The following is a 23,119-nucleotide window of genomic DNA, read 5'->3' on the forward strand; positions in this document are numbered from 1 at the left end:
ATGTGAGTTCATGACCGACTCCATCCGCGCCGAGGACTACCGCGCACATGTCACCGAGAAGATCCGCTACGCGGACACCGACCGACAGGGCCACGTCAACAACGCCGTCTTCGCGACATTCCTCGAGTCCGGGCGCGTCGCGGTTCTTTACGACCCGGAGTCACCACTGGCCGGCGACGGTAGCTCCTTCGTCATCGCCCGCCTGGAACTGGATTTCCGGGCGGAGATGACCTGGCCGGGCGACGTGGTGATCGGCACTCGGGTCGCGTCGATCGGCCGGAGCTCGATCGGCCTGGAGCAGGCGATCTTCCAAGACGATCGGTGTGTGGCCACGGCCATGACCGTCATCGTCGGTGTGGACGAGACGACGCGGCGCTCACGGCCGTTGACCGACGAGGCGATCGGTATCCTCAAAACCCTGACCACGGCCTGATCGCCGCGGTGCGCACCACCCGCGCAACAGGTCAGCGGTCCGCGATCGCGCTGGCCGCCGCGTCGGCCCATTCCTTCCACTGCGTGGCCTGCTCGCGGAGCTTCGCGGCATCTTTCGCCTTGCCGCGTTCCTCGGCCTTGCGTGCCTGATCCTCCAGTTGCGCGGCGCGGTCCGCGAACTGGGCGGCGCGAGCCTGCGCCTCGGGGTCGGTACGTTGCCACTGGGCGTCCTCGGCGTCACGGATGCGCTTCTCCAGCGCCCGCGCCCGCCCCTCCAGCGTGCCCATCTGATCGCGTGGGACCTTGCCGATCTCGTCCCACTTCTCGCGGAACGTCCGGAACTCACGTCGTGCGGCCTCGATGTCGGCCGAGGGCTTGATGACCTTCTCCGCCTCGTTGAGCAACGCGACCTTCGCGGCCGCGTTCGCCGCGAACTCGCTGTCGCGTTCCGAGGTGGCGGCGTTGCGTGCGGAGAAGAAGACATCCTGGGCGGCCTTGAACCGCTGCCACAGTGCGTCGTCGCTGTCGCGGGGTGCACGTCCGGCGGCCTTCCACTCGCTGAGCAGCTCACGGAACCTGGCCGACGTCGGACCCCAGTCCGTGGAGCCGGACAGTTCCTCCGCCGCGACGATCAATTCCTCCTTGCGTGCCTTTGCGCCGGCCCGCTCCCGATCGAGTTCGGCGAAGTGTGCTCCCCGCCGACGGTTGAAGGCGTCGCGGGCCTTCGCATAGCGCTTCCACAACGCGTCGTCGGTCTTGCGGTCGACTCCCTTGATCGTCTTCCACTCGTCGAGGATCGCGCGCAACCGGTCGCCGGCGACCTTCCACTGTGTGGAGTCGGCGCCGATCTGTTCGGCCTCCGCCGCGAGTTCCTCCTTGCGCGCGATCGCGGCGGTGCGCGCCTGATCGCGTTCGGCCTTGATCGAGTCGGCGACCTCGTCGGCACTGCCGACGATCACCGTCAGGCGTTCCTCGAGCGCCGCGACGTCACCGATGACGGCGACGGTCGGGAGCGCGTCGAGCAGGTGGCGGGCCGCCACCTGCGCCTTGCGGGGATCTCCGGAGCGGGCGGCCAGACGTTCCTCGAGGATCTCCACCTCGGTCGCGAGGTCGTCGAATTTCCGCGAGAAGTGGGCCAATCCCTCCTCGATGGAACCCGCCTGCCACGAGCCGATCTCACGTTCGCCCTGCGGGGTCTTCAGCCACACGACGCCCTCGGCGTCGATTCTGCCGAACTCGTGTGGGTCTCCACACGGCACGGGTGCCGGCGTCGGCGGGACCTCGGCCGCACGCGGTCGGGGACCGGGCCGTGGACCGGGCTTCGGCCCGGGTTTGGGCACCGGATGGGGTTTCGGATCGGCAGCGGCCCCGGTGTCAGTGGCCCCGGTGTCGGCGGCCCCGGTGTCGGCGGCCCCGGTGTCGGCGGTGGGGCCGGTCTGTTCGGGGGCCGCGGCGGGCGCCGAATCGGTCGCACCGGGTTCGGTGGCGCCGGCCTCGGTCGCGCCGGACTCGGGTGCCGTGGTCGGCTCGGTCGGATTCGTCATGTGCAGGTGCCCTCTCCCGCAGGTTGGTGCCGCGCGTCACGGCTGCCGTTACGTCGAGACCAGGTCGTCGGCACGACGACGCAGGCTGTCCCCATTGAACCAGGTCAGGGAGTGCCGTGGGGTCGCTGCGCCGACATTGGGCCACCGGCCGGTCGCGGGTTCGCGATGCGGTTCGGCTAGCGTCGTGGACGTGCTGGCCTCTGTCGTCTTCGTGCCGAGTGCCCCGCTCTTGGTGCCCGACCTCGCGGGTCCGCAGGCGTTCGACACCGAAGCGGTGCGTTCGGCGACCGTGTCCGCGTGCCGTGAGCTGGCGTCGGCGGCCACCCGATGGATCGCGATCGGCGTGCGTGACTCCGAATCTCAGCAGGTCGGCACGACCGGCAGTTTTCTGCCCTACGGCGTCGACGTACCGGTCACCCTCGGCACCGCCGGCTCCGGTTCGGGCGAGCACTCCGGGTCACGTGACTCCTCGGCAGCAGAGGTCGGCCTGCCGTTGTCGATGCTGATCGCGGGCTGGTTGCGAGCACAGGTCGGCGCGCGGCAGGTGACGCCCGTGACCGTGTCGCCGTGTGCATCGCCGGCCGACTGCGAGCGCATCGGTGCAGAACTCGGCGTCCGACTCGACGCAGCCGAGGAGCCGGTCGGAGTACTGGTCGTCGGTGATGGTGCCACCGCCCTGTCGGCGCGAGCCCCGGGTGGCGGACTGCGGGAGTCGGCGATGCGGCTCCAACGCAGGATCGACGACGCGATCGGTGCCGCGGACACCGCCACGCTGGCCGAGCTCGACGTCACCGAGTGCGCTCGGGACGGTGCTTCGGGCCGGGCCGCCTGGCAGATCACCGCGTCGCTGTGCAGGGACCGCCCGGTACAGGCGGAGACGCGCTACGCGCAGGCACCCTTCGGAGTCGGATATGTCGTCGCCGTGTGGACCCCTCGATGACAGGCACCGGCGCCGTCGCGCCCATCGCCGTCGTCGGACCCACCGCGAGCGGCAAATCGGATCTGGCACTGGACATCGCACAGCGGCTCGACGGCGAGATCGTCAATCTCGATGCCATGCAGCAGTACCGGGGGATGGACATCGGCACGGCCAAATTGCCGATCGATGAACGGCGCGGCATCGCACATCATCAGATCGACGTCCTCGACGTCACCGAGACCGCGACCGTCGCGCGCTATCAGCAGGCCGCCACCGACGACGTCGAACGCCTGATCGCCGCCGGACGCACACCGGTCCTGGTGGGCGGCTCGATGATGTACATCCAGGGTCTGCTGGACGATTGGCGCTTCCCGGCCACCGATCCGGAGGTCCGCAAGCGCTACGAGGCGATGCTGGACGAGGTCGGGGTCGCGGCCCTGCACCGTCGGCTCGCCGAGGTCGACCCCGCGGCCGCGGCCTCGATCCTCGACACCGACGGACGGCGGATCGTGCGGGCGCTCGAGGTCGTCGAGCTCACCGGCGAGCCGTTCGCCGCCTCGGCTCCCACGATCGGCGAACCACGATGGCGCACACACATCATCGCGCTCGACCGCGACACCGGCGAACTCGACGAACGGATCCGGCTGCGGACATCTCAGATGTTCGCCGCGGGCCTCGCCGATGAGGTCCGGGCGCTGGTCGAGATCGGTCTGCGGGAAGGGCGTACCGCATCCCGGGCGATCGGGTACGCACAGGTCCTCGCGGCCCTCGACGGAGAATACGACCTCGAGACGGCGGAAGAACTGACGTTCATCGGCACCCGCCGCTATGTGCGGCGGCAACGATCGTGGTTCCGACGCGACCATCGGATCGTCTGGCTCGACGCCGCGGCACCCGACCTCCTCGACGCGGCCCTGCGAGCGGCCGGGGAGTGAGTCCGTGACCGGTGCACCCGTACCCTGGGTGAGGTGATGGCACAGTCCTCGGGCGCAGGGCCCACGCGCTTCGTCAAGGGTCACGGCACGCAGAACGATTTCGTCATCCTCACCGACCCCGCGGGGCGGATGGACCTGACAGAGCCGTTCGTGGCCGCGCTGTGCGACCGGCGACGAGGGATCGGTGCTGACGGCCTGCTGCGCGTCGTGCGTTCGGCGGCACTCATCGAGCGCGGCGTGCTCGATCACCTCCCGGACGGAATCGCCCCGGACGACTGGTTCATGGACTACCGGAACGCGGACGGCTCGATCGCCGAGATGTGTGGCAACGGCGTGCGGGTGTTCGCGCACTATCTGCGCGCGTCCGGCCTGATGGCCGACGACGACTTCACCGTCGGCTCTCGTGCGGGTGCACGTCCGGTCGTCGTCCACGATCATGACGATGTGCACGCCGACGTGACCGTCGAGATGGGGCGCGTACGACTCGACGGTGAGTCGCTCGTCCGTATCGGCGATGACGCGTATCGCGGCATCCGAGTCGACGTCGGCAACCCGCATCTGGCGTGCGTGGTGCCGGACCTGACCCCGGCTGACCTCGCGGCCGTCGACTTCTCGGCGGGAGTGCGGATCGACGCCGCGGCGTTCCCACACGGTGCCAATGTCGAGTTGGTGACCCCGCCGGGCCCGGCCGGCGCCACAGGCGCGCTGTCGGCATCGATGCGTGTCTTCGAGCGTGGTGTCGGCGAGACGCGTAGCTGCGGCACGGGCCTGGTGGCTGCCGGGGCCGCTGCACTCGCGGCTCGCGACGAGCAGACCGGAACGTTGCGCATCAGCGTTCCCGGCGGGCAGGTGGAGGTCGGCATCCGCTCGGACGGAACCTACCTGCGGGGTCCGTCCATGCTGGTCGCGGCCGGTGAACTGAGGCCCGGATGGGACCGCCCGCGCGAGTGATCGTCTCGACGAGCCGAAAACCGGATGCCGCCCGCCTGCAGGGCGTGAGATCATGGTGTTGCCTATGACCGAATCAGCATTCACACCGTTTCCCGATCCCACCCCGGACGACGATGACCTCGTCGACCACGAACTCGCCGACGTCGACGACAAACCCGGCGCCGGTGCCGACATCCTGCGCGGCCTGGCGCAGCCGACGACGGGTGAACTCCAGCTCGAAGAACGCGCTTCCCTGCAGCGCGTCGCCGGGCTGTCCACCGAGCTCGCCGACGTCACCGAGGTCGAATACCGTCAGCTCCGGCTGGAACGTGTCGTGCTCGTCGGCGTCTGGACCGAGGGCACCGCCGCGCAGGCGCGTGCCAGCATGATCGAGCTCGCGGCACTCGCGGAGACCGCGGGCTCGCAGGTCCTCGACGCTCTCATCCAGCGCCGATCGCGGCCCGATTCGTCCACCTACATCGGGTCGGGCAAGGCCGATGAACTCCGCGAGGCGGTGTTGGCCACCGGTGCCGACACGGTGATCTGCGACGGCGAACTCACCCCGGCGCAGCTGACGGCGCTCGAGAAGGTGGTCAAGGTCAAGGTCATCGACCGCACGGCGCTCATCCTCGACATCTTCGCCCAGCACGCGACCTCTCGCGAGGGCAAGGCCCAGGTCTCGCTGGCGCAGATGGAGTACATGCTGCCGCGGCTGCGCGGCTGGGGTGAGTCGATGTCGAGGCAGGCCGGCGGGCGTGCCGGAAGCAACGGAGGCGTTGGTCTGCGCGGTCCCGGTGAGACCAAGATCGAAACCGACCGGCGGCGTATTCGGGAACGTATGGCCAAGCTGCGTCGAGAGATCCGGGGGATGAAGAAGTCGCGCACGGTGATGCGCGCCGAACGTGAACGCACGGCGATTCCGCGTCTGACGGTGGCGGGCTACACGAACGCCGGCAAATCCAGCCTGGTCAACGCGATGACCGGCTCGGGAGTCCTGGTGCAGGATGCCCTGTTCGCGACGCTGGATCCGACCACCCGGCGCGCCACACTCGACGACGGGCGGGCGGTCGTGTTCACCGATACCGTCGGATTCGTCCGGCACCTGCCGACACAGCTGGTGGAGGCCTTCCGGTCGACGCTGGAGGAGGTCGTCGACGCCGATCTGCTGCTGCACGTCGTGGACGGCTCGGATTCGTTTCCCACCGAGCAGATCGCGGCGGTTCGACGGGTCGTCAACGAGGTGGTCGCCGAAGACGGGGCGACTGCGCCGCCGGAACTGTTGGTGGTCAACAAAATCGACGCCATCGATGCGACGCGGATGGCTGAGTTGCGTGGCGCTCTCGGCGACGCCGTGTTCGTCTCTGCCCGCACGGGTGAGGGCCTGGATGAGCTGTTCGACCGGATCCGCGACGTCATCAGCCGATCCGACATCGAGTTGACGATCGACGTGCCCTACACCCGGGGCGACGTCGTGTCGCGGATCCATGAAGAGGGCGAGGTGCTCTCGAGCGAGCACACCGCCGCCGGCACGACGATGCGGGTGCGCGTCCCGGCCGCCTTCGCGGGCGCGCTGGAGGACCTGAAGGTGCCCTGACCCGCCACCCGACCTCCCATCGCACGAACAGGGTGGGTGTCGAGCGACGACCGGCGTGTCGCTCGACACCCACCCTGTTGGCGATGGGAGTGGGTACCGTCCTAGTCCGCGTCGAGGTCCTTTGCGACCAGGGCGGCGATGGCGTCGAGGGTGTTCTGGTCCTCGGCGGTGACCACCACGTTGGTGCCCTTCTCGGCGCCGAGGGTCATGATCATCAGCGCCGATCCGGCATCCACCGGCTCACCGCCCTCGAGCGACAGGGTCACCGTGGAACCGGCGTCCGTGACGGCCTCGGCGATGATCGTTGCGGGGCGGGCATGCAGACCGACGGCGGAACCGACGGCGACGGTGGTGCTGGGCATGGGTGATTCTCCTTTGCTGGTCGGGTGTATGGCAGCTTGTCACGTCTACGGCATCAGTGTCGCCGGAGTTCGGCTCAGGCGGGCACGGTTTCGAGATCCTCGACGACGGTGGCATGCTGCCGGTTGAGGTGCCACTGCTTGGCGCCGATGACCGCGAACGCACTGAGGACCGTACCGGCGGCCAGGGCGATGAGGAACAGCACCCAGTTGTTCATCGCGAAGAACACGAAGATGCCGCCGTGCGGAGCCCGGAGCTCGACACCGAATGCCATCACCAGGGCCCCCGACAGGGCACCGCCGGCCATCATCGACGGGATCACGCGGAAGGGGTCGGTCGCCGCGAACGGGATCGCACCCTCGGAGATGAACGACGCACCCAGCAGCCAGGCCGCCTTGCCGTTCTCGCGCTCCGGCTCGGTGAAGAGCTTCGGACGCAGCACGGTGGCCAGTGCCATCGCCAGGGGTGGGACCATGCCGGCGCACATGACCGCGGCCATGATCTGGAGCTGTGCGGCACCGCCGATCGCCAGTCCGGTGGTGGCGAACAGGTAGGCCGCCTTGTTGACCGGGCCACCGAGGTCGAAGCACATCATCAGCCCGAGGACGATGCCGAGGATGATGGCCGATCCACCGGACATGCTGTTGAGTCCGTCGGTCATCTTCTCGGTCACCCACGCCAGCGGTTTGCCGAGCAACATGAACATCAGCGCGCCGATGGCCAGGCTGCCCACGAGTGGGATGATCACCACCGGTTGCAGGCCACGCGCCCAGGTCGGCAGTGGGACTCGAGAGATCCACAAGCAGACCACACCGGCGATCAGACCGCCGACCAGGCCGCCGATGAAGCTGGCGCCGACGGCCACCGAGACCAGACCGGCCACGAAACCCGGTGCGATGCCGGGTCGGTCGGCGATGGCGAACGAGATGTAGCCGGCGAGCACCGGCACCAGCATGCCCATGGCCAGTGAGCCGACCGCGAACAGGACCGCGCCGATGTACTGTCCCAGGCCTCCTGCGGGGAGGTCCCAGAGACTGTTGTGCAGGGCGATGAACGCCCCGTCGCTCATCGTTCCCGCCTCGTCGAGTGTCTTGTTGGCGATCTCGTATCCGCCGAGGAAGGGAAGGAAGCCGAGCGCGATCAGCAGGCCGCCGGCGGCGACGAACGGGATCATGTAGCTCACGCCGGTCATCAGTGCCTGGCGGACCTGGCTGCCCAGACCCAGGCCGCCACTCTCGGCGGCCTCCGGGACAGCGTCCCCGGCGCCCGCGGTGACCACGGCTGCCGACGGATTATGTGAGGCCGCAACGGCTTCGGCGATCATCTTGTCGGGTTCGTTGATCGCCCGTTTCACGCCCGACGCGATGACGGGTTTGCCGTGGAAGCGGTCCTTGCCCTTGACACCCACATCGGTGGCGAAGATGACGGCGTCGGCGTCGGCGATCACCTGCGGATCGAACGGTGTGGTGGCGGCCGATCCCTGTGTCTCGACATGGAACTGGACGTCGGCGCGCTCGGCGGCGTACTTGAGGGCGTCGGCTGCCATGTAGGTGTGGGCGATGCCGGTGGGGCACGCGGTGATCGCCACCACCGACGGACGGCGTTCCTCTCCGGCGCCGGCCGACGGTGGCGGCGTCGTGCCCGTCGATGCCGCCGACGCCGCAGCGGATGTGGTCGCAGCGGCCGCCGTAGCTGTTGCTGCAGCGGGTGCTGCCGCGGGTGGATTGATGGCCTCGTCGACCAGTTGGACCACGCGTTGGTCACTCTCGGCCCCACGCAACGACTCGACGAAGTCCGGCCGGACCAACGAACGGGCCAGCGAACTGAGCAGCTTCATGTGTTCGGTCGCCCCGCCCGCGGGGGCGGCGATGAGGAACACGAGGTCGGCGGGGCCATCCGGAGCGCCGAAGTCCACCTTGTTCGAGAGGCGCGCCATAGCCAGGCTCGCCTCGGTGACCGACTCGGCGCGGGCGTGGGGGATGGCGATGCCGCCGGGAAGTCCGGTGGCCGACTTCGCCTCGCGGTCCAGGGCGCCCCGGGTGAGCACGGTGGGATCTGTGGTGCGGCCGGCCGCGGCGAGTTTGTCGGCGAGGTAGCCGATGACAGCGGCCGGGTCGCTGCCCGCGTCGATGTCGAGGCTCACCGTCTGCGGTGTGATTATCTGTTCTGACATGGGATTTCCTTCATTCCATGAATCGTGCAAGTCGGCAGGTGCGGCGGTGGTTCATCGGGTGTGGGCGGCTCCTGTGAGGTCGGTCATCTGCACGTGTGCGAGATCGAGTTGGTCCGGCGACGGAGGCTGAGTCCCGGGGAGCGCCGTTGCCGCAGACCCATAAGCGACCGCGGTGCGCAGGCGGTCCGGTTCGTCGTCTCCGCGGCTCTCGGCGATGAGGTAGCCGGCGAGAGCGGAATCCCCCGCGCCGACGGTGCTGCGGGGCACGATCGGCGGAGGCGTCGCGAACCAGGTGCCGCCGCCGGTCACGAGCAGCGCCCCGGTCGCGCCGAGTGTCGCCAGGATCGCCGCTCCGGTCCGGTCCACGAGGGTCCGTGCCGCCGCGATCAGCGGCGCGTGGTCTCCGCCCCTGGTGGCCGCGGCCAGCTGTGCCGCGTCGGTACCGGTCGCTTCGGCGAGTTCCTCATCGTTGGGTTTGAGCAGATCGACGCGGCCGGTGACGGCCTCGGCCAGCGGTCTACCGGAGGTGTCCACCGCGACCCGGCATCCCTGCGCGCCCAGCGCGTCGATGACGGTTCGGTACCAGTCGTCGGGCAGGCCCGGCGGCAGTGACCCGCACAGCGCGACCCACCGGGCGCCGCGCGCGTTGTCGACCACCAGGTCGGCCAGCGCCCTTGCCTGGTCGTCGTCGAGCGCGAATCCGGGCGCGTTGATCTTGGTTGTGGTGCCGTCGGGATCGGCGACGGTGATGTTGGAGCGGATCTCGCCGTCGATCGGGAGGGTCAGGTGGGGTAGTCCGACGCCGTCCAGAGCGGTGAGAAACGGATCCCCGGTGCGGGCCGGGAGGATGGCTTTGGTGGACACCCCTGCGCAGGCGACCACCCGCGCGACGTTGATCCCCTTGCCGCCCGGCTCGGATCGCACCGCCGTGGCGCGCTGCACCGCGCCACGTTGCAGTGGTGTGGACAGCTCGAGAGTCCGGTCGAGACTGGGATTGGCGGTGAGTGTGAGAATCGTGACCGGGGTCGGATCGGAGGACGTCATGGGGTCCCTTTCGGTCGTGCGAACAGGGGTCATACGACCACCATCTCGATGCCGTGGTCGGCCAGCTCGGCCGAGGTGATCGGGTCTACGCCGGCGTCGGTGACGAGCACATCGACATCGGTCAGGTCGGCGAAGGACGCGAGATCCTCGCGATCGATCTTGGACGAATCAGCCAGCACCACAACGCGGTTGGCCACGCGGACGATGGCTGACTTGATGGCGGCCTCATCGGGGTCGGGGGTGGAGAGCCCGAAACCCGGACTGATCCCGTTGGTGCCGACGAAGGCTGTCGAGATGCGCATCTTCTCCAGGGCGGCCACCGTGTCGGCGCCGACGGTTGCCTGGGTGAGTCCGCGTACCCGCCCGCCGACGACGTGGAGATCGGCGGCTCCTTGCGCGGCGAGTACCCCCGCGATCGGGATGCTGTGCGTGACCAGCGTCAATCGGCGGTCCCGGGGCATCTCGAGTGCCGCCTGGTAGGTGGTGGTACCGGCGTCGAAGAACAGTGAGCCCCCGTCCGGCGGGAGGAACCGCATCGCGGCGCGGCCGATCGCGAACTTCTGTTCGGTGTGGGACATCTGCCGTTCGTCGATGCCCTGTTCTCCGATGACCGGCGTCGAGCCGGGCCGTACCGCGCCACCGTGCACCCGTTGCAGGTGCCCTGCCCGTTCGAGCACGGCGAGGTCCCGCCGCACGGTCTCGCTCGTGACATCGAAGGCCGTGGCGAGTGCGGCCACCGAGGCGCGGCCGTTCAAGCGGACCTGATGGGCGATCGCCTGCTGTCGTTCCTCCGCGTACACGATGTCCTCGTCTGTGGGTTTCGGTGGGTTTGAATGTTGATATACCTTTGTTTACGCTTGTTTGTGTGGTCACGTCAAGTGTTTGTTGTAAGTTTGATCACAGAGAAATGGCCGGGAGCTTGCGAATGCAGCCGGCCTCGGCGTCGAACACAGAGAGGTCTTCGGTGGAGCGCACACAGGTACTGAACGGAACGCCGGTTGTCGGTGGAAAGGCCTACGGCCCGGTGGTCTGGCCCGGGGAACGTCCCGTATTCGACGTCAGCGGCGGGGGTGTGATCGCCGACGAGGAACGCGAGGTCGAGACGAAACGCTTCACCGATGCCGCTGCGGCAGTCGCGGGTCGACTTCGCGAACGGTCGTCACACGCATCCGGCGCTGCCGCCGAGGTGCTGTCGGCGACGGCGGGCCTGGCCGAGGACCGCGGCTGGGTCGGAGCGGCGTCGGCCTTGATCGCCAAGGGCTCGGCCGCTCCGGCGGCCGCGGTTGCGGCGACCGAACAATTTGCCGCCATGTTCACGAAGCTGGGCGGCCTGATGGCCGAACGTGTCACCGATCTCAACGATGTACGCGATCGGGTCGTCGCCGAGCTGCTCGGTGTACCAGAGCCCGGTGTGCCGGAGCCGTCGGTGCCCTCGATTCTGATGGCCGATGATCTCGCGCCCGCCGACACGGCCGGCCTGGACCCGGCCATGATCACCGCGCTGGTCACCCGATTGGGGGGACCGACGAGCCACACGGCGATCATCGCGCGACAGCTGGGAATTCCGTGCGTGGTGGCGGTGTCGGACCTCGCGACGGTCGAGGCGGGCACCATCGTGCTCGTCGACGGAACCGCGGGCACGATCGAGGTCGAACCGGACGCCGCCGACGCCACGGAGCGCGTCGAGGAGAGTCGTCGGGCGGCGGAGCTGGTCGCCGACTGGTCCGGGCCGGGGCAAACCGCCGACGGACGCCGGATCTCGGTGTTGGCCAACGTCGCGGACGGAGCGTCGGCGCGGACCGCCACCGCCTATCCGGTGGAAGGTGTCGGGTTGTTCCGCACCGAACTCGCCTTCCTTGATCGCGCGGACGCGCCGACGGTAGAGGAACAGACAAGCCTCTACCGCGAGGTGCTGGATGCTTTCGACGGACAGAAGGTGGTCATCCGCACGCTCGACGCCGGCTCCGACAAACCGCTCAAGTTCGTCACCCAACTGGACGAGGCCAACCCCGCGCTGGGCGTGCGGGGCAATCGGATTGCCCAGGAACATCCCGAGATCCGCACCGCTCAGCTCGATGCGATCGCCGCTGCGGCGAATGGCCGCGAATCGACCGCCTGGGTGATGGCGCCGATGATCGCGTCGGCGGCCGAGGCCGCGGAGTTCGCCGCCGAGGTGCGTGCGCGCGGACTGATCGCCGGTGTGATGGTGGAGGTGCCCGCGGCCGCGATTCTTGCCGAATCCATACTGGCCGAAGTCGATTTCGTGTCGATCGGGACAAATGACCTCACCCAGTACACGATGGCGGCGGATCGGATGTCGGCCGAACTCGCCGGCCTGACCGACCCCTGGCAGCCTGCGGTGCTGTCGTTGATCGCAACCGTGGCGCGCGCGGGTTCCGAAGTGGGCAAGTCGGTGGGCGTGTGTGGCGAGGCCGCAGCAGACCCGGTGCTGGCGTGCGTGCTGGTCGGGATGGGTGTCACGTCGCTGTCGTCGGCTCCAGCCGCGGCGGCCGCAGTGGGAGCCCGACTCGGAGCGGTCAGCATGGACCAGTGCCAGGTTGCGGCCCAGGCGGCATTACGCACGTCCGACCCGGCCGCTGCGCGTGCGGCGGCGACGGCGGCGTTGGACGCATAGCGTCATCAGGTAGGGCTTCCATGGAGGCCCTACCGGCCGGCTCGTGGCGGCCCGGTACCGGGCCACGGGCCGAGCCCACCGTTCACACCCGGCGCATCACCGTGACGACCTTGCCCAGGATGGCGGCGTTGTCGCCGGGGATCGGTTCGAACATCGCGTTGTGTGGCATCAGCCAGACGTGACCGTCCTTGCGCTTGAACGTCTTGACGGTTGCCTCGCCGTCGATCATCGCCGCGACGATGTCACCGTTCTCGGCCACGTTCTGCTGTCGCACCACGACCCAATCGCCGTCGCAGATCGCTGCATCGATCATCGATTCGCCGACCACGCGCAGCAGGAAGAGCGACCCGTCGCCGACGAGCTCACGGGGGAGCGGGAAGACGTCCTCGACGGCCTCCTCGGCGAGGATCGGTCCGCCCGCGGCGATGCGTCCGAGTACGGGTACGAAGGTGGGAGTCGGCAGTTCTGAGCCACCGGCCGGTGCGGCCGTGCCGCCCGGCGGCGTGTGCTGCTCGCCGTCCTGGATGTTGACGGCGCGAGGCCGATTGTGATCGCGTTTGAGCAGGCCCTTGCGCTCCAAAGTCCGTAGCTGATGTGCGACGGACGAGGTGGAGGTCAGTCCGACCGCCTCGCCGATCTCGCGGATGCTGGGCGGATATCCACGTTCACGCACCGACGTGCGGATGTACTCCAGCACACCCCGCTGGCGGGCGGTGAGGTTCGCCTCGGCGACCTCGGGATCAACCGTCGTCGCGCCCCCGGTCTCGTCGGTCCCACGGGTGGCGTCACGCCGTCCGCCGGCTTTGTCACTCATCGGTGTCCTCCCTCTCGGCGTCCGTCATGTGGGGGCGCCTGCCCGGTTCCTCTCGGAAACCTGCTGGATGTTGCCTTGCTACAGCGCCGACAGTATCCGAACATCCCGACATGTTCAAACATTTGTTCGACGCGTGTCGAGACATTGTCGGTCTCCCGTGATACTAATCGAACATACGTTCCGTCGAACACGTGATCGACAGTCCGGTCGATCGGGAGCCGAGGAGGACACGATGAGCACAGGGACCCTCACGCGCAGCACACGCACCCCGGACGGGGCGGTGTCCAGGTCTGAACGAACGGAGCCCGTGCGCGCCGAGCGTATGCGCATCGAGCGCGAGCGCACCGACTCGGCAAGCACCGCGCCGACGAGAAGCGGGCGCACGCGTACCGGCGAGCAGGATCGGGTCCGTCTCGGCGCGGGCACACGGCCGCGGCGCCAGGCGCATCACGAACCCGTCCGCCCGGCCGACCGACGGCCGGCTCGCCCGGCCGTCGGACAGTTACCTCGGGCTGCGGGGACCCGGTGCGCTGTGTCGACGGCCGAATCACGCCTGCACGCACGCCGGAGGGCCACGGCACTGGCGGTACTCGTGGGCTGTGGGCTCGCGGTTCTGGTGTGGGTGGTCACAATCGTGGGCTCCAACTATGCGGCGTCCGTGCAGCCGTCGCCAGTCGGCACCGAGATCGTCCATGTCCGACAGGGCGACTCGCTGAGCACGATCGCCGATCGGATCGCGCCCGATGTGCCCAGGCAGGCGGTCATCGACCAGATCGTCGAGCGCAACGACCTGTCCGGGTCGGGTCTCCGGGTCGGGCAGGCACTGGTCGCACCCGCATACGGCTGAGCGCAGGCGGTACTCTCATGTCACAGGTTCCAGCCGGAAACCGGCACGGCGTAGCGGGCATCCGGTGCGCCGGAGTGTCCCGAGACGTGCGTGAGGACGACATGCGCTGCCCGTTTTGCAAGAACGAAGACACCAAGGTCATCGACTCGCGTGTCGCCGACGAGGGGCAGGCGATCCGAAGGCGTCGTTCGTGTGCGGAGTGCGGTCGGCGGTTCTCGACGGTGGAGAGCGCCGTGCTGTCGGTGGTGAAACGCAACGGCGTGACCGAGCCGTTCAGTCGCGAGAAGGTGATGCGCGGAGTGCGTCGCGCCTGTCAAGGGCGTGACGTCGCCGAGGATGCCCTGGCTCAGCTCGCACAGCAGGTGGAGGACGCTGTCCGGGCATCCGGCTCGGCCGAGATACCCAGCAATGAGGTGGGCCTGGCCATCCTTCGTCCGCTTCGCGACCTCGACGAGGTCGCCTACCTGCGGTTCGCGTCGGTTTACCGGTCATTTGACTCGTTGGAGGATTTCCAGCGTGAGATCGATGACCTGCAAGGCAATCTCACGCATCGTAAACCGGTGGATGCCGCGGGGTCTGCGCTCACCGATTGACCGGACCGGTGTCGACGCCGATGGTCAGGTGAAGGCGTCGAGTGCACGTATGGCGCGCTTCTCCGAGATCGGGTATGCGGTGCCGAGTCGCTGCGCGAACAGGCCCACCCGCAGTTCCTCGATCAGCCAGTGGGCGAATTCGTCCAGTGCAGCGCGTCGTCCCTCGGGAAGCCGCGCGCCTCGTTGATTCCAGTGGCTCACGACGCGATCGACCGTGGCGATGCCGTCATGGTCCCGGTGAGCAGACGCGGGTAGATCGGTCAGTCGACGAGTTGCCGCCTCGAGGTATCTGGGGACGTGGGTCAGGTGGTCGCGAGGGGTTGCGGCGATGAATCCGTCGAAGACCAGGTTCTCGAGTTGTTCGGCGACGTCATCGGCGGCGACCGACCCGCTCAGCCGATCGAGCTGGGCACGCAACGGGGCGACGTGACGCAGAACGTCGATGGCCAGTGTGAAATATTCTGGGGCGGCACCGATGACGTCGCTTCGCAGCCCGGTGCACAGTTGCTCGAACTGTTCCGGAGTTCGGATTCTGGTGAGATCTCGGTCCGCGGCGAGGTCGCGGACCGCGCGCCGGGTGCAGTCGGCCACCAGATCGTCCGGCTTGCGATACGGGCTCTGGCTCAGGGTGAGTCGTCCCGCGGCGTCGAGAGTCCCGGTGATCTTGCGGGAAAGACGCGGCATCGCTGCATCGAGCAAAACGATGACGGCGTCGTGATGACGCTGGTCGCGCTGGGCCGCGGTCGGGCTCTCGACGCCGGTCACGCCGACGGCGTGCCCGTTGTCGTCGCGCACCACGTCCAATCCTGGATATCGCGTGATGGATTGACCGGCAACCACTTTCGTCTCGCTGTCCGCGAGGTTGCCGATCCCTTCGGCGCTCCATGTGGTGACGGCCGTCCGTGGCGCCGGGGTGTCGTCCCGATCGGCGAACTGTTTCTTCAGGTCGGCGAGCGACTTACCACCGGCGATCGTGGCGCCGGTCCGGTCGACGACGGCGAAGTTCATGGTGAGGTGGGCAGGTATGCGCTCGGGCGCGAAATCCCCGGGCGACACGGTCATCGAGGTGATCGATGTGAGCTCGCGGGCCAGCCCGGCGATGAGCGGCTCGGCGCGCGGTGTGAGTCGTGAGAGCGCCAGATCCGCGAAACGCTGGGCGGGCGCCATAGATTTGCGCTGCGCTTTCGGCAGTGATTTCACGAGTTCGGTGGCGAGTTCGCTGCGCAGGCCCGGCACCGACCAGTCGAAGCCCGCTGCCCGGACATGGTCGAGCAACGGTAGCGGGATCACCACGGTGACACCGTCATCGGGCGCGCCAGGCTCGAATCGGTATCGGAGTTCCAGGCGCGTCTCGCCCTGCTGCCAGGCTCCGGGGAAGTCGGTGTCGGCGACCGCGACGTCGACCGCCACATCTTCTGGACGCAGGTCGAGGAGGTCGGGGTGTTCGCGTCTCGTCTGCTTCCACCAGGTGTCGAAGTGTCGCGCCGACACCACATCGGGACCGACCCGCGCATCGTAGAACTCGAACAACTGCTGTTCGCTGATCACCACATCCCGGCGACGGGCGCGGTGCTCGACGTCGGCTGCGGCGTCGAGCAGTTCCCGATTGCGCTGAAAGAAGGCATGATCGGTGCGCCATTCGCCTTCCACGAGGGCGTGGCGGATGAACATCTCCCGTGAGGTCGCCGGGTCGATGCGTCCGAAAGGTACCCGGCGCTGCGCGACGAGGGTGACGCCGTAGAGCGTGACGCGTTCGTAGGCCATCGCGGAGCCGCGTTTGGACGACCAGTGCGGCTCACTGTACGACCGTCGGGCGAGGTCGCCGGCGAGTTTCTCCACCCAAAGGGGATCGATCCCGGCGACAGTGTGCGCGAAGAGTCGCGATGTCTCGACGAGTTCGGCGGCCATGATGAACGGTGGCGGCTTCCGGGACAGCGACGATCCCGGGAAGATCGCCAGGGTGGTGTTCCGTGCGCCGAGATAGTCCCGTGAATCCCCTTGGCGCGCCGCGATGTTGCCGAGCAGGCCGGAGAGGATCGCCCGGTGGATGGCGTCGCCGTCGCGGCTGGTGGTGGCGGTGGTCCAGTCCAGGTCGGACACGATCCGGGACAGCTGCCGGTGCAGTTCCTGCCATTCGCGGATCCGCAGGAAATGCAGGAACTCGCGTTCGCAGAGCCGGCGGAACTGATTGCCCGACAGTTCGCGGCGCCGGTCAGCGAGATAGTTCCAGAGCTCCAGATAGGCGAGGAACTCTGAGCCGGGGACCGCGAAGCGGCGGTGTGCGGCGTCGGCCGCCTCACGGTGCTCGCCGGGGCGCTCCCGGACATCGGGGATCGACAGCGCGGCGGCGATCACCAGCATGTGGTCGAGGCAGCCGTCCTCGTGTGCGGCGATCAGCATCCGCGCGAGGCGCGGATCGACGGGGATACGAGCCATCTGCCGGCCGACCGGTGTCAGGACCGGTTCGTGGTCGTCTCGCGTGGTCTCGCGGATCGCGCCGAGTTCGGCGAGGACTGCCATACCGTCGCGGATCGCACGCGCGTCGGGTGGTTGCACAAACGGGAACTCGGACACGTCGCCGAGGCGGAGCGCGGCCATCTGGAGGATGACCGCCGCCAGATTGGTCCGCACGATCTCCGGATCGGTGAACGCCGGACGATTGTCGAAGTCGTCCTGATCGTAGAGACGGATACAGATGCCCGGTGCGACGCGGCCGCAGCGGCCGGCACGCTGACGAGCGCTCGCCTGCGACACCGGCTCGATCGGCAGGCGGTTCACCTTGGACCGCGTCGAGTAGCGCGAGATCCGTGCCGTACCGGTGTCGATGACGTAGCGGATCCCGGGCACGGTCAGGGACGTCTCGGCGACGTTGGTCGCCAACACGATGCGCCGGCCGGACGACGGCGCGAACACCCGTTGCTGATCGGCGATGGACAGCCGGGCGAACAGGGGAACGATCTCCGCGCCGGCCGAGACGCGATGGCGCAATGCGTCCGCGGTCTCGCGGATGTCCCGCTCGGTGGGGAGGAAGACCAGGATGTCCCCGCGGTGTGCCGACCAGAGTTCTCCGACCGCGGAATCGATGGCCTGCGCCTGATCGAGATCACGGTGGTCCGAATCGGGGTCGCGGGCGTCTCCGAATGGGCGATATCGAACCTCGACCGGGTATGCGCGACCGGAGACCTCGAGGATCGGTACCTCGTCGGCGTCGTCGACCGAGGCCGCGAAATGGCGGGCGAACCGGTCCGGTTCGATCGTCGCCGATGTGATGATGACCTTGAGGTCGGGGCGCCGAGGCAGCAGGCGTTTCAGATAGCCCAGGATGAAGTCGATGTTGAGGCTGCGTTCGTGTGCCTCGTCGATGATCAACGTGTCGTAGGCACGGAGCAGCGGGTCGGTGCCGATCTCGCGCAGCAGGATGCCGTCGGTCATCACCTTGACCAGCGTGTCCGCACCCGAGCGGTCGGTGAACCGCACCGAGAACCCGATCGCGTCGCCGATCTCGGTGGCGGTCTCGTCGGCGATCCGGCGCGCGACCGAACTCGCGGCGATCCTGCGCGGCTGGGTATGGCCGATGGCGCCGTGAATTCCGCGGCCGAGTTCCAGGCAGATCTTGGGTAGCTGGGTCGTCTTGCCCGACCCGGTCTCGCCGGCGATCACCACCACCTGGTGCTCGCTGATCGCGGCGGCGATCTCGTCCCGCGCCGCCGACACCGGCAGGTCCGGCGGATACTCGATGACCGGTACCGCGGCGCGTCGGCGGTGCACCCGGGCCTGCGCCGCCGCCACGTCCGCAGCCAGCCGGTCCCACGTCGACCGTTTCGGTGATCGCCCGAGTTTGTCGAGCCGGCGACGCAGACGATGGGCGTCGACGATGGTCAGGTCGTCGAGTACGTCGGCCAATTCGCGGCGTTCGTCGGTGGTCGGTGCGGACATGATGTGTCCAGAGTATTGGGTCCTCGTCGGTGACCCGCCGCACATCCGGGTCGGCGGCCCGGCACCTGGGTCCGGCGGTGCCGCGCACACCCGGCATGATTGGGGAATGGCAGGTTCACTGTGGCACGGCTTCGCCGATATGGGGTCGGTCTCCACGAATGGTCCGTTCGTGGTGACCCGAGGACAAGGGACACGGATCTACGACGCGCAGGGGCGTGAGTATCTCGACGCGACCGCGGGCCTGTGGTTCACCAACATCGGCCACGGCCGCACCGAGGTTGCGCAGGCTGTCGCCGACCAACTGGGGAAGCTGGCCCATTACTCGGGCTTCGGTGATTTCACCGCCGACGTCACCATGGAGCTGGCCGAACGCCTCGCCGCGATCGCGCCGGTACCGGACAGCAAGATCTTCTTCACCTCGGGCGGCAGCGATTCGGTGGACACCGCGGCCAAGCTCGCGCGCCGTTACTGGCACGAGATGGGCAAGCCGGACAAGAACATCATCGTCGGTCGGACCAAGGCCTATCACGGCATGCATGTCGCCGGGACCGCACTGGCGGGCATCCCGGTGAATCGTGAGGGCTACGGCGAACTCATGCCGGACGCCGAGTCGGTGGAATGGGACAACGCCAAGAGTCTGCTCGGATTGATCGAGCGTGTCGGGGCCGATCGGATCGCGGCATTCTTCTGTGAACCGATCATCGGGGCCGGCGGTATCTATCTTCCGCCCGAGGGCTATCTGGCCGAGGTCCGCCAGATCTGCCGCGACCACGACGTCCTGTTCGTCGCGGACGAGGTCGTCACCGGCTTCGGCCGCATCGGGGGGCAATCGTGGTTCGCCTCCACCCGATTCGACCTCGCACCGGACATGATGACCACCGCGAAGGGGCTGACGTCCGGCTATGTTCCGATGGGAGCGGTCTTCATCGCACCGCGGATCGCCGAGCCGTTCTTCGCCGGCGGTGTCTGGTGGCGGCACGGCTACACCTATGGCGGACACGCCGGTGCTGCCGCGGCGGCCATGGCCAATCTCGACATCATCGAGGCAGAAGGTCTGCTGGGTGAGGCGAGTCGCCTGGAAACCGATCTGGCCCAGGCACTTTCTCCGCTTGCCGAGCTCGACTCGGTCGCCGAGGTCCGGACGGGGCTCGGCGCGGTCAGTGCAGTCCAGCTGGCCGACCCTGCGCAGGCACTGCCGATGATCGGCAAGCTCAGAGAGCACGGCGTTAGCGGACGGGCGGCCGGGCAGGGTGCGCTGCAGATCTCGCCCGCGTTCGTGATGACCACCGACGAGGTCGGCGAGCTCGCCGACCGCATGCGTGCCGCGCTGAGCTGATACCGGCCGGCGGGAGAAGACCTATCGCGCCCCGGCCGGGATCGTCGGCCGGGGCGCGATAGGTCGTCAGGTCGTGGCTCGGGTGTCAGACCGCGCTGAGCACCTCGGTGGTGGCGATCGCCTGGGCGACGCCGGCGACGATCGAGGCGACCTTGAGTGCCTCGAAGATCGCTTCCCGGTCGACGCCCGCCTCACGCAGGGTGTTCTCGTGTGCGCCGACGCAATGCTCGCAGCCGTTGATCGATGACACGGCGAACGACCACAACTCGAACAAGGCCTTGTCCACGCCGGGATTACCGATGATGTTCATCCGCAGACCCGGACGCAGGTCATCGTACTTACCGCCGAGGAAACCGCGGCCACGGTAGAAGACGTTGTTCATACCCATGATCGACGCGGCGCCGAGCGCGGCGTTGTAGGCCTCGGCCGACAGGGTGTCGGCGGCCTCGTCGGCGATCTCCGAGAGCACCTTGGCATTTCGGGTGGCCGCCGCTGTCGACAGCAGGGTGCCCCAGAGCTGCTCCTCGGTGAGAGCGGTGGTCCGGGTCATCGAGCCGAGGTTCAGCTTGAGGTCCTTGGCGTACTCCGGGAGGGCTTCCTTCAGGTTGTCGATGCTCATTCGAATTCCTCTCAGACGCTCGCGGTCAGCAGTTCACCGGCGTCGATCGTCGGGTCGCCCTTTTTCCAGTTGCAGGCGCACAACTCGTCGGACTGCAGAGCGTCGAGGACGCGAAGGACCTCGTCGACGTTGCGACCCACCGAGCCGGCGGTCACCGAGACGAACTGGATCTCATTGTTCGGGTCCACGATGAAGGTCGCCCGATCGGCGACCCCGTCGGCATTGAGAACCCCTGCGGCGGAGGCGAGTTCACGCTTCAGGTCGCTCAGCATGGGGAACGGGAGGGTTTTGAGGTCCTCGTGCTGAGCGCGCCACTGGAAGTGGACGAATTCGTTGTCGACCGAGGCGCCGAGGACCTGTGCGTCACGATCGGCGAACTCGTCGTTGAGCTTGCCGAACGCCGCGATCTCCGTCGGGCAGACGAAGGTGAAGTCCTTCGGCCAGAAGAAGATGATCCGCCATTTGCCCGGGTTGTCCTCGCTGGTGACGTTGGTGAAGTAGTCGTCGGGCTGCTGGGCGTCGACCTTGGACAGGTCTCCGCCGATGACAGCGGTGAGGTTGTATGCGGGGAACTGATCGCCGATTGTCAGCAGGGCCATGTTCGTATCGCTCCTTGGTCTGGGATCTTCGATTGCCACGTCATGTGCGCGAAAGGACTTCGTCGTCAGACATGCACCATCGTGCCGGAATCTCGGCGAAAGCGAAACGTGATGATACGCACTATATTGATAGCCATGGCCAATAAAAGTCATCAGCCGTCGGTGACGGCGCTACGCGCCTTTGTCGCCATCGCCCATCGTCGCCATTTCGGTTCTGCCGCAGATGATCTGGGAATCAGCCAACCCACGCTGTCGCAGGCGCTGGTAGGCCTCGAGTCCGGACTCGGTGTGCAGTTGGTGGAACGCACGACTCGGCGTGTCTTCTTGACGCCCGAGGGTGAGCGCCTCCTGCCGAGGGCGATTGCGGTGATCGACGCCGTCGACGAGCTCCTCGCCGAGGCGGTGGGCAACGGAGATCCGTTGGCGGGGCCGGTGCGGTTGGGTCTGATTCCCACTGTGGCCCCGTACATTCTGCCCACGGTCCTGCGCGGGGTGGACGAACTGCTGCCGTCGCTTCGGCTCCAGGTGGTCGAGGATCAGACCTCGCGCCTGCTGCGGCAGGTGCGAGAGGGATCACTCGACGTCGCGATCATGGCGTTGCCCACCAACGAGCGGGGATTGACCGAGGTGCCCATGTACTCAGAGGATTTCGTGCTCGCGCTCCCGCCGGGCCATCCGCTCGCGGGTCGAAAGCGAGTCGATCCGGCCTGGCTGGCCGACCTGCCGCTGCTGCTGCTCGACGAAGGGCACTGTCTACGCGATCAGGCGCTGGAGGTGTGCCGGCTGGCCGGAGTTCGTCCCGAGGTGGGTCAGACGCGCGCCGCATCGCTCGCGACGGCCGTGCAGTGCGTGGAGGGCGGACTGGGAGTGACGCTGATCCCGCAGACCGCGGTGGACACCGAAGCCGGCCGCGGCAATCTGGCCACCGCCACATTCGCGCGTCCGCGTCCGGGACGTCGTGTCGGGATGGTCTTCCGTGAGTCCGCCGGGCGCGCCGAGGCGTACCGCGCGCTGGCCGAGACCATCGGCGACCTCATCGTCGCAACCGGTGACGTCACCAGGGCGGCCTGAGCTGCGCCGACAGAACCCCGGATCGCGCCGACAGAACCCCGGATCGCGCCGACAGAACCCGAGATTGCGCCGACAGAACCCCGGATCGCGCCGAGAGAACCCGAGATTGCGCCGAGAGAACCCGAGATTGCGCCGACAGAACCCGACCTGGCGCGGACCGAGCCGGGCCAGACGCGTGCCGCATGCCACGTGCCCGATGGTCGCCGCTGAATCAAGCGCCGCAGCCGAATCGCGGTTTCCCTCCACAGCTGCCGGGGTTCTCTCGGCGCGAAACGGGGTTCTGTCGGTGTCAGTCGCGGGGTTCGAGGACGAACACCGGGATGACCCGGTCGGTCTTCGTCTGATACTCGGCGTAGTCGGGCCATGCCTCGACAGACCGGTTCCACCAGAGTCGGTACTCGTCGCCGGTCACTTCGCGCGCGTCGTAGTCTCCCACGTGCTCACCGTCGCGGAGCTCGACGTGCGGGTTCTCGACCAGGTTCCAATACCAGACGGGATGCTTGGGTGCGCCACCGAGAGACGCGACGACGGCATAGACGCCGTCATGCTCGACGCGCATCAGCGGGGTCTTGCGGAGCTTGCCGGATTTGCGCCCCACCGAGGTGAGGATCACCACCTGCTTGCCCTTCATGGTGGTCGCGGCGGTGCCGTTCGACGCCTCGTATTCCTGGACCTGCTTGGTGGCCCAATCGGACGGACTCGGTTCGTATTCTCCGGTGAGTGGCATGCCCTGTCCAA

At 68.0% G+C, this 23,119-nt stretch carries 20 protein-coding genes; 10 read left to right on the forward strand and 10 right to left on the reverse strand.

Annotation, left to right across the window (positions count from 1 at the left end; translation table 11 throughout):
- The first annotated feature begins 10 nt into the window (after positions 1-10).
- On the forward strand, positions 11-433 hold the full coding sequence (locus tag ACVT6V_RS16970) for an acyl-CoA thioesterase (protein ID WP_489894761.1): 423 nt from the start codon (positions 11-13) through the stop codon (positions 431-433).
- Positions 434-464: 31 nt separating this feature from the next.
- On the opposite strand, the gene ACVT6V_RS16975 is transcribed toward ACVT6V_RS16970, so the two are convergent.
- Complete coding sequence (locus tag ACVT6V_RS16975; RefSeq protein WP_489894763.1) at positions 465-1,976, reverse strand: DUF349 domain-containing protein; 1,512 nt, start codon at positions 1,974-1,976, stop codon at positions 465-467.
- 190 nt (positions 1,977-2,166) lie between these two features.
- Here ACVT6V_RS16975 and ACVT6V_RS16980 point away from each other — a divergent pair, with 190 nt between their 5' ends.
- The 4 genes from ACVT6V_RS16980 to hflX all read left to right on the forward strand — a co-directional run bounded on the left by ACVT6V_RS16980 (position 2,167) and on the right by hflX (position 6,354).
- A complete protein-coding gene (locus ACVT6V_RS16980) occupies positions 2,167-2,916 on the forward strand; it encodes a class III extradiol ring-cleavage dioxygenase family protein (protein WP_489894765.1) in 750 nt (249 codons plus the stop codon).
- On the forward strand, positions 2,913-3,830 hold the full coding sequence (miaA, locus tag ACVT6V_RS16985; protein ID WP_489894766.1) for a tRNA (adenosine(37)-N6)-dimethylallyltransferase MiaA: 918 nt from the start codon (positions 2,913-2,915) through the stop codon (positions 3,828-3,830). The genes ACVT6V_RS16980 and miaA overlap by 4 nt, the downstream gene beginning before the upstream one ends.
- Before the next feature lie 36 nt (positions 3,831-3,866).
- A complete protein-coding gene (dapF, locus tag ACVT6V_RS16990) occupies positions 3,867-4,781 on the forward strand; it encodes a diaminopimelate epimerase (RefSeq protein WP_489900852.1) in 915 nt (304 codons plus the stop codon).
- A 64-nt stretch (positions 4,782-4,845) separates the two neighbouring features.
- Complete coding sequence (hflX, locus tag ACVT6V_RS16995) at positions 4,846-6,354, forward strand: GTPase HflX (RefSeq protein ID WP_489894768.1); 1,509 nt, start codon at positions 4,846-4,848, stop codon at positions 6,352-6,354.
- Positions 6,355-6,455: 101 nt separating this feature from the next.
- On the opposite strand, the gene ACVT6V_RS17000 is transcribed toward hflX, so the two are convergent.
- The 4 genes from ACVT6V_RS17000 to ACVT6V_RS17015 all read right to left on the reverse strand — a co-directional run bounded on the left by ACVT6V_RS17000 (position 6,456) and on the right by ACVT6V_RS17015 (position 10,731).
- Entirely contained in the window at positions 6,456-6,716 is a 261-nt protein-coding gene (locus ACVT6V_RS17000) for an HPr family phosphocarrier protein (RefSeq protein WP_489894770.1), read from the reverse strand.
- 74 nt (positions 6,717-6,790) lie between these two features.
- Positions 6,791-8,887 carry a PTS fructose transporter subunit IIABC gene (locus tag ACVT6V_RS17005; RefSeq protein ID WP_489894772.1) on the reverse strand — a complete coding sequence of 699 codons (2,097 nt, stop codon included), beginning with the start codon at positions 8,885-8,887 and terminating at the stop codon, positions 6,791-6,793.
- Between the two features lie 51 nt (positions 8,888-8,938).
- Positions 8,939-9,931 carry a 1-phosphofructokinase family hexose kinase gene (locus ACVT6V_RS17010; RefSeq protein WP_489894774.1) on the reverse strand — a complete coding sequence of 331 codons (993 nt, stop codon included), beginning with the start codon at positions 9,929-9,931 and terminating at the stop codon, positions 8,939-8,941.
- Positions 9,932-9,960: 29 nt separating this feature from the next.
- On the reverse strand, positions 9,961-10,731 hold the full coding sequence (locus ACVT6V_RS17015; protein ID WP_489894776.1) for a DeoR/GlpR family DNA-binding transcription regulator: 771 nt from the start codon (positions 10,729-10,731) through the stop codon (positions 9,961-9,963).
- 125 nt (positions 10,732-10,856) lie between these two features.
- Between ACVT6V_RS17015 and ptsP the strand changes: the two genes are divergently transcribed.
- Positions 10,857-12,566 (forward strand): phosphoenolpyruvate--protein phosphotransferase, encoded by a 1,710-nt coding sequence (gene ptsP / locus ACVT6V_RS17020; RefSeq protein WP_489894778.1) that lies wholly within the window; start codon positions 10,857-10,859, stop codon positions 12,564-12,566.
- 82 nt (positions 12,567-12,648) lie between these two features.
- Here ptsP and lexA read toward each other — a convergent pair whose 3' ends face one another.
- Complete coding sequence (gene lexA / locus ACVT6V_RS17025; RefSeq protein ID WP_489894780.1) at positions 12,649-13,380, reverse strand: transcriptional repressor LexA; 732 nt, start codon at positions 13,378-13,380, stop codon at positions 12,649-12,651.
- 232 nt (positions 13,381-13,612) lie between these two features.
- On the opposite strand from lexA, the gene ACVT6V_RS17030 reads away from it, so the two are divergent.
- The gene (locus ACVT6V_RS17030; protein ID WP_489894782.1) at positions 13,613-14,227 is read left to right on the forward strand and encodes a LysM peptidoglycan-binding domain-containing protein; all 615 of its coding nucleotides are present in this window, start codon (positions 13,613-13,615) and stop codon (positions 14,225-14,227) included.
- A 101-nt stretch (positions 14,228-14,328) separates the two neighbouring features.
- Complete coding sequence (gene nrdR / locus ACVT6V_RS17035) at positions 14,329-14,820, forward strand: transcriptional regulator NrdR (protein ID WP_489900853.1); 492 nt, start codon at positions 14,329-14,331, stop codon at positions 14,818-14,820.
- Positions 14,821-14,844: 24 nt separating this feature from the next.
- Here nrdR and hrpA read toward each other — a convergent pair whose 3' ends face one another.
- On the reverse strand, positions 14,845-18,756 hold the full coding sequence (hrpA, locus tag ACVT6V_RS17040) for an ATP-dependent RNA helicase HrpA (RefSeq protein WP_489894784.1): 3,912 nt from the start codon (positions 18,754-18,756) through the stop codon (positions 14,845-14,847).
- Between the two features lie 106 nt (positions 18,757-18,862).
- On the opposite strand from hrpA, the gene ACVT6V_RS17045 reads away from it, so the two are divergent.
- Entirely contained in the window at positions 18,863-20,092 is a 1,230-nt protein-coding gene (locus ACVT6V_RS17045) for an aminotransferase family protein (RefSeq protein WP_489894786.1), read from the forward strand.
- An 85-nt stretch (positions 20,093-20,177) separates the two neighbouring features.
- Here the strand turns inward: ACVT6V_RS17045 and ACVT6V_RS17050 are convergent, their stop codons facing one another.
- Both ACVT6V_RS17050 and ACVT6V_RS17055 read right to left on the reverse strand, forming a co-directional pair.
- Entirely contained in the window at positions 20,178-20,711 is a 534-nt protein-coding gene (locus ACVT6V_RS17050; protein WP_489894788.1) for an alkyl hydroperoxide reductase, read from the reverse strand.
- Between the two features lie 11 nt (positions 20,712-20,722).
- Entirely contained in the window at positions 20,723-21,310 is a 588-nt protein-coding gene (locus tag ACVT6V_RS17055; protein WP_489894790.1) for a peroxiredoxin, read from the reverse strand.
- 135 nt (positions 21,311-21,445) lie between these two features.
- Between ACVT6V_RS17055 and ACVT6V_RS17060 the strand changes: the two genes are divergently transcribed.
- A complete protein-coding gene (locus tag ACVT6V_RS17060) occupies positions 21,446-22,381 on the forward strand; it encodes a hydrogen peroxide-inducible genes activator (protein WP_489894792.1) in 936 nt (311 codons plus the stop codon).
- 289 nt (positions 22,382-22,670) lie between these two features.
- Here ACVT6V_RS17060 and ACVT6V_RS17065 read toward each other — a convergent pair whose 3' ends face one another.
- A complete protein-coding gene (locus ACVT6V_RS17065; protein ID WP_489894794.1) occupies positions 22,671-23,108 on the reverse strand; it encodes a nitroreductase family deazaflavin-dependent oxidoreductase in 438 nt (145 codons plus the stop codon).
- Positions 23,109-23,119: the final 11 nt, after the last annotated feature.

The sequence above is a fragment of the Gordonia sp. LMA167 genome, assembly GCF_058130025.1.

Coding starts and splice junctions, on each gene's coding strand:
- ACVT6V_RS16970 (WP_489894761.1), top strand. CDS start 11: ATGACCGACTCCATCCGCGCCGAGGACTACCGCGCACATGTCACCGAG.
- ptsP (WP_489894778.1), top strand. CDS start 10,857: ATGCAGCCGGCCTCGGCGTCGAACACAGAGAGGTCTTCGGTGGAGCGC.
- ACVT6V_RS16975 (WP_489894763.1), bottom strand. CDS start 1,976: ATGACGAATCCGACCGAGCCGACCACGGCACCCGAGTCCGGCGCGACC.
- ACVT6V_RS17030 (WP_489894782.1), top strand. CDS start 13,613: ATGAGCACAGGGACCCTCACGCGCAGCACACGCACCCCGGACGGGGCG.
- lexA (WP_489894780.1), bottom strand. CDS start 13,380: ATGAGTGACAAAGCCGGCGGACGGCGTGACGCCACCCGTGGGACCGAC.
- hrpA (WP_489894784.1), bottom strand. CDS start 18,756: ATGTCCGCACCGACCACCGACGAACGCCGCGAATTGGCCGACGTACTC.
- ACVT6V_RS17010 (WP_489894774.1), bottom strand. CDS start 9,931: ATGACGTCCTCCGATCCGACCCCGGTCACGATTCTCACACTCACCGCC.
- dapF (WP_489900852.1), top strand. CDS start 3,867: ATGGCACAGTCCTCGGGCGCAGGGCCCACGCGCTTCGTCAAGGGTCAC.
- ACVT6V_RS17045 (WP_489894786.1), top strand. CDS start 18,863: ATGGCAGGTTCACTGTGGCACGGCTTCGCCGATATGGGGTCGGTCTCC.
- ACVT6V_RS17005 (WP_489894772.1), bottom strand. CDS start 8,887: ATGTCAGAACAGATAATCACACCGCAGACGGTGAGCCTCGACATCGAC.
- hflX (WP_489894768.1), top strand. CDS start 4,846: ATGACCGAATCAGCATTCACACCGTTTCCCGATCCCACCCCGGACGAC.
- ACVT6V_RS17060 (WP_489894792.1), top strand. CDS start 21,446: ATGGCCAATAAAAGTCATCAGCCGTCGGTGACGGCGCTACGCGCCTTT.
- ACVT6V_RS17055 (WP_489894790.1), bottom strand. CDS start 21,310: ATGGCCCTGCTGACAATCGGCGATCAGTTCCCCGCATACAACCTCACC.
- ACVT6V_RS17000 (WP_489894770.1), bottom strand. CDS start 6,716: ATGCCCAGCACCACCGTCGCCGTCGGTTCCGCCGTCGGTCTGCATGCC.
- ACVT6V_RS17065 (WP_489894794.1), bottom strand. CDS start 23,108: ATGCCACTCACCGGAGAATACGAACCGAGTCCGTCCGATTGGGCCACC.
- nrdR (WP_489900853.1), top strand. CDS start 14,329: ATGCGCTGCCCGTTTTGCAAGAACGAAGACACCAAGGTCATCGACTCG.
- ACVT6V_RS17050 (WP_489894788.1), bottom strand. CDS start 20,711: ATGAGCATCGACAACCTGAAGGAAGCCCTCCCGGAGTACGCCAAGGAC.
- miaA (WP_489894766.1), top strand. CDS start 2,913: ATGACAGGCACCGGCGCCGTCGCGCCCATCGCCGTCGTCGGACCCACC.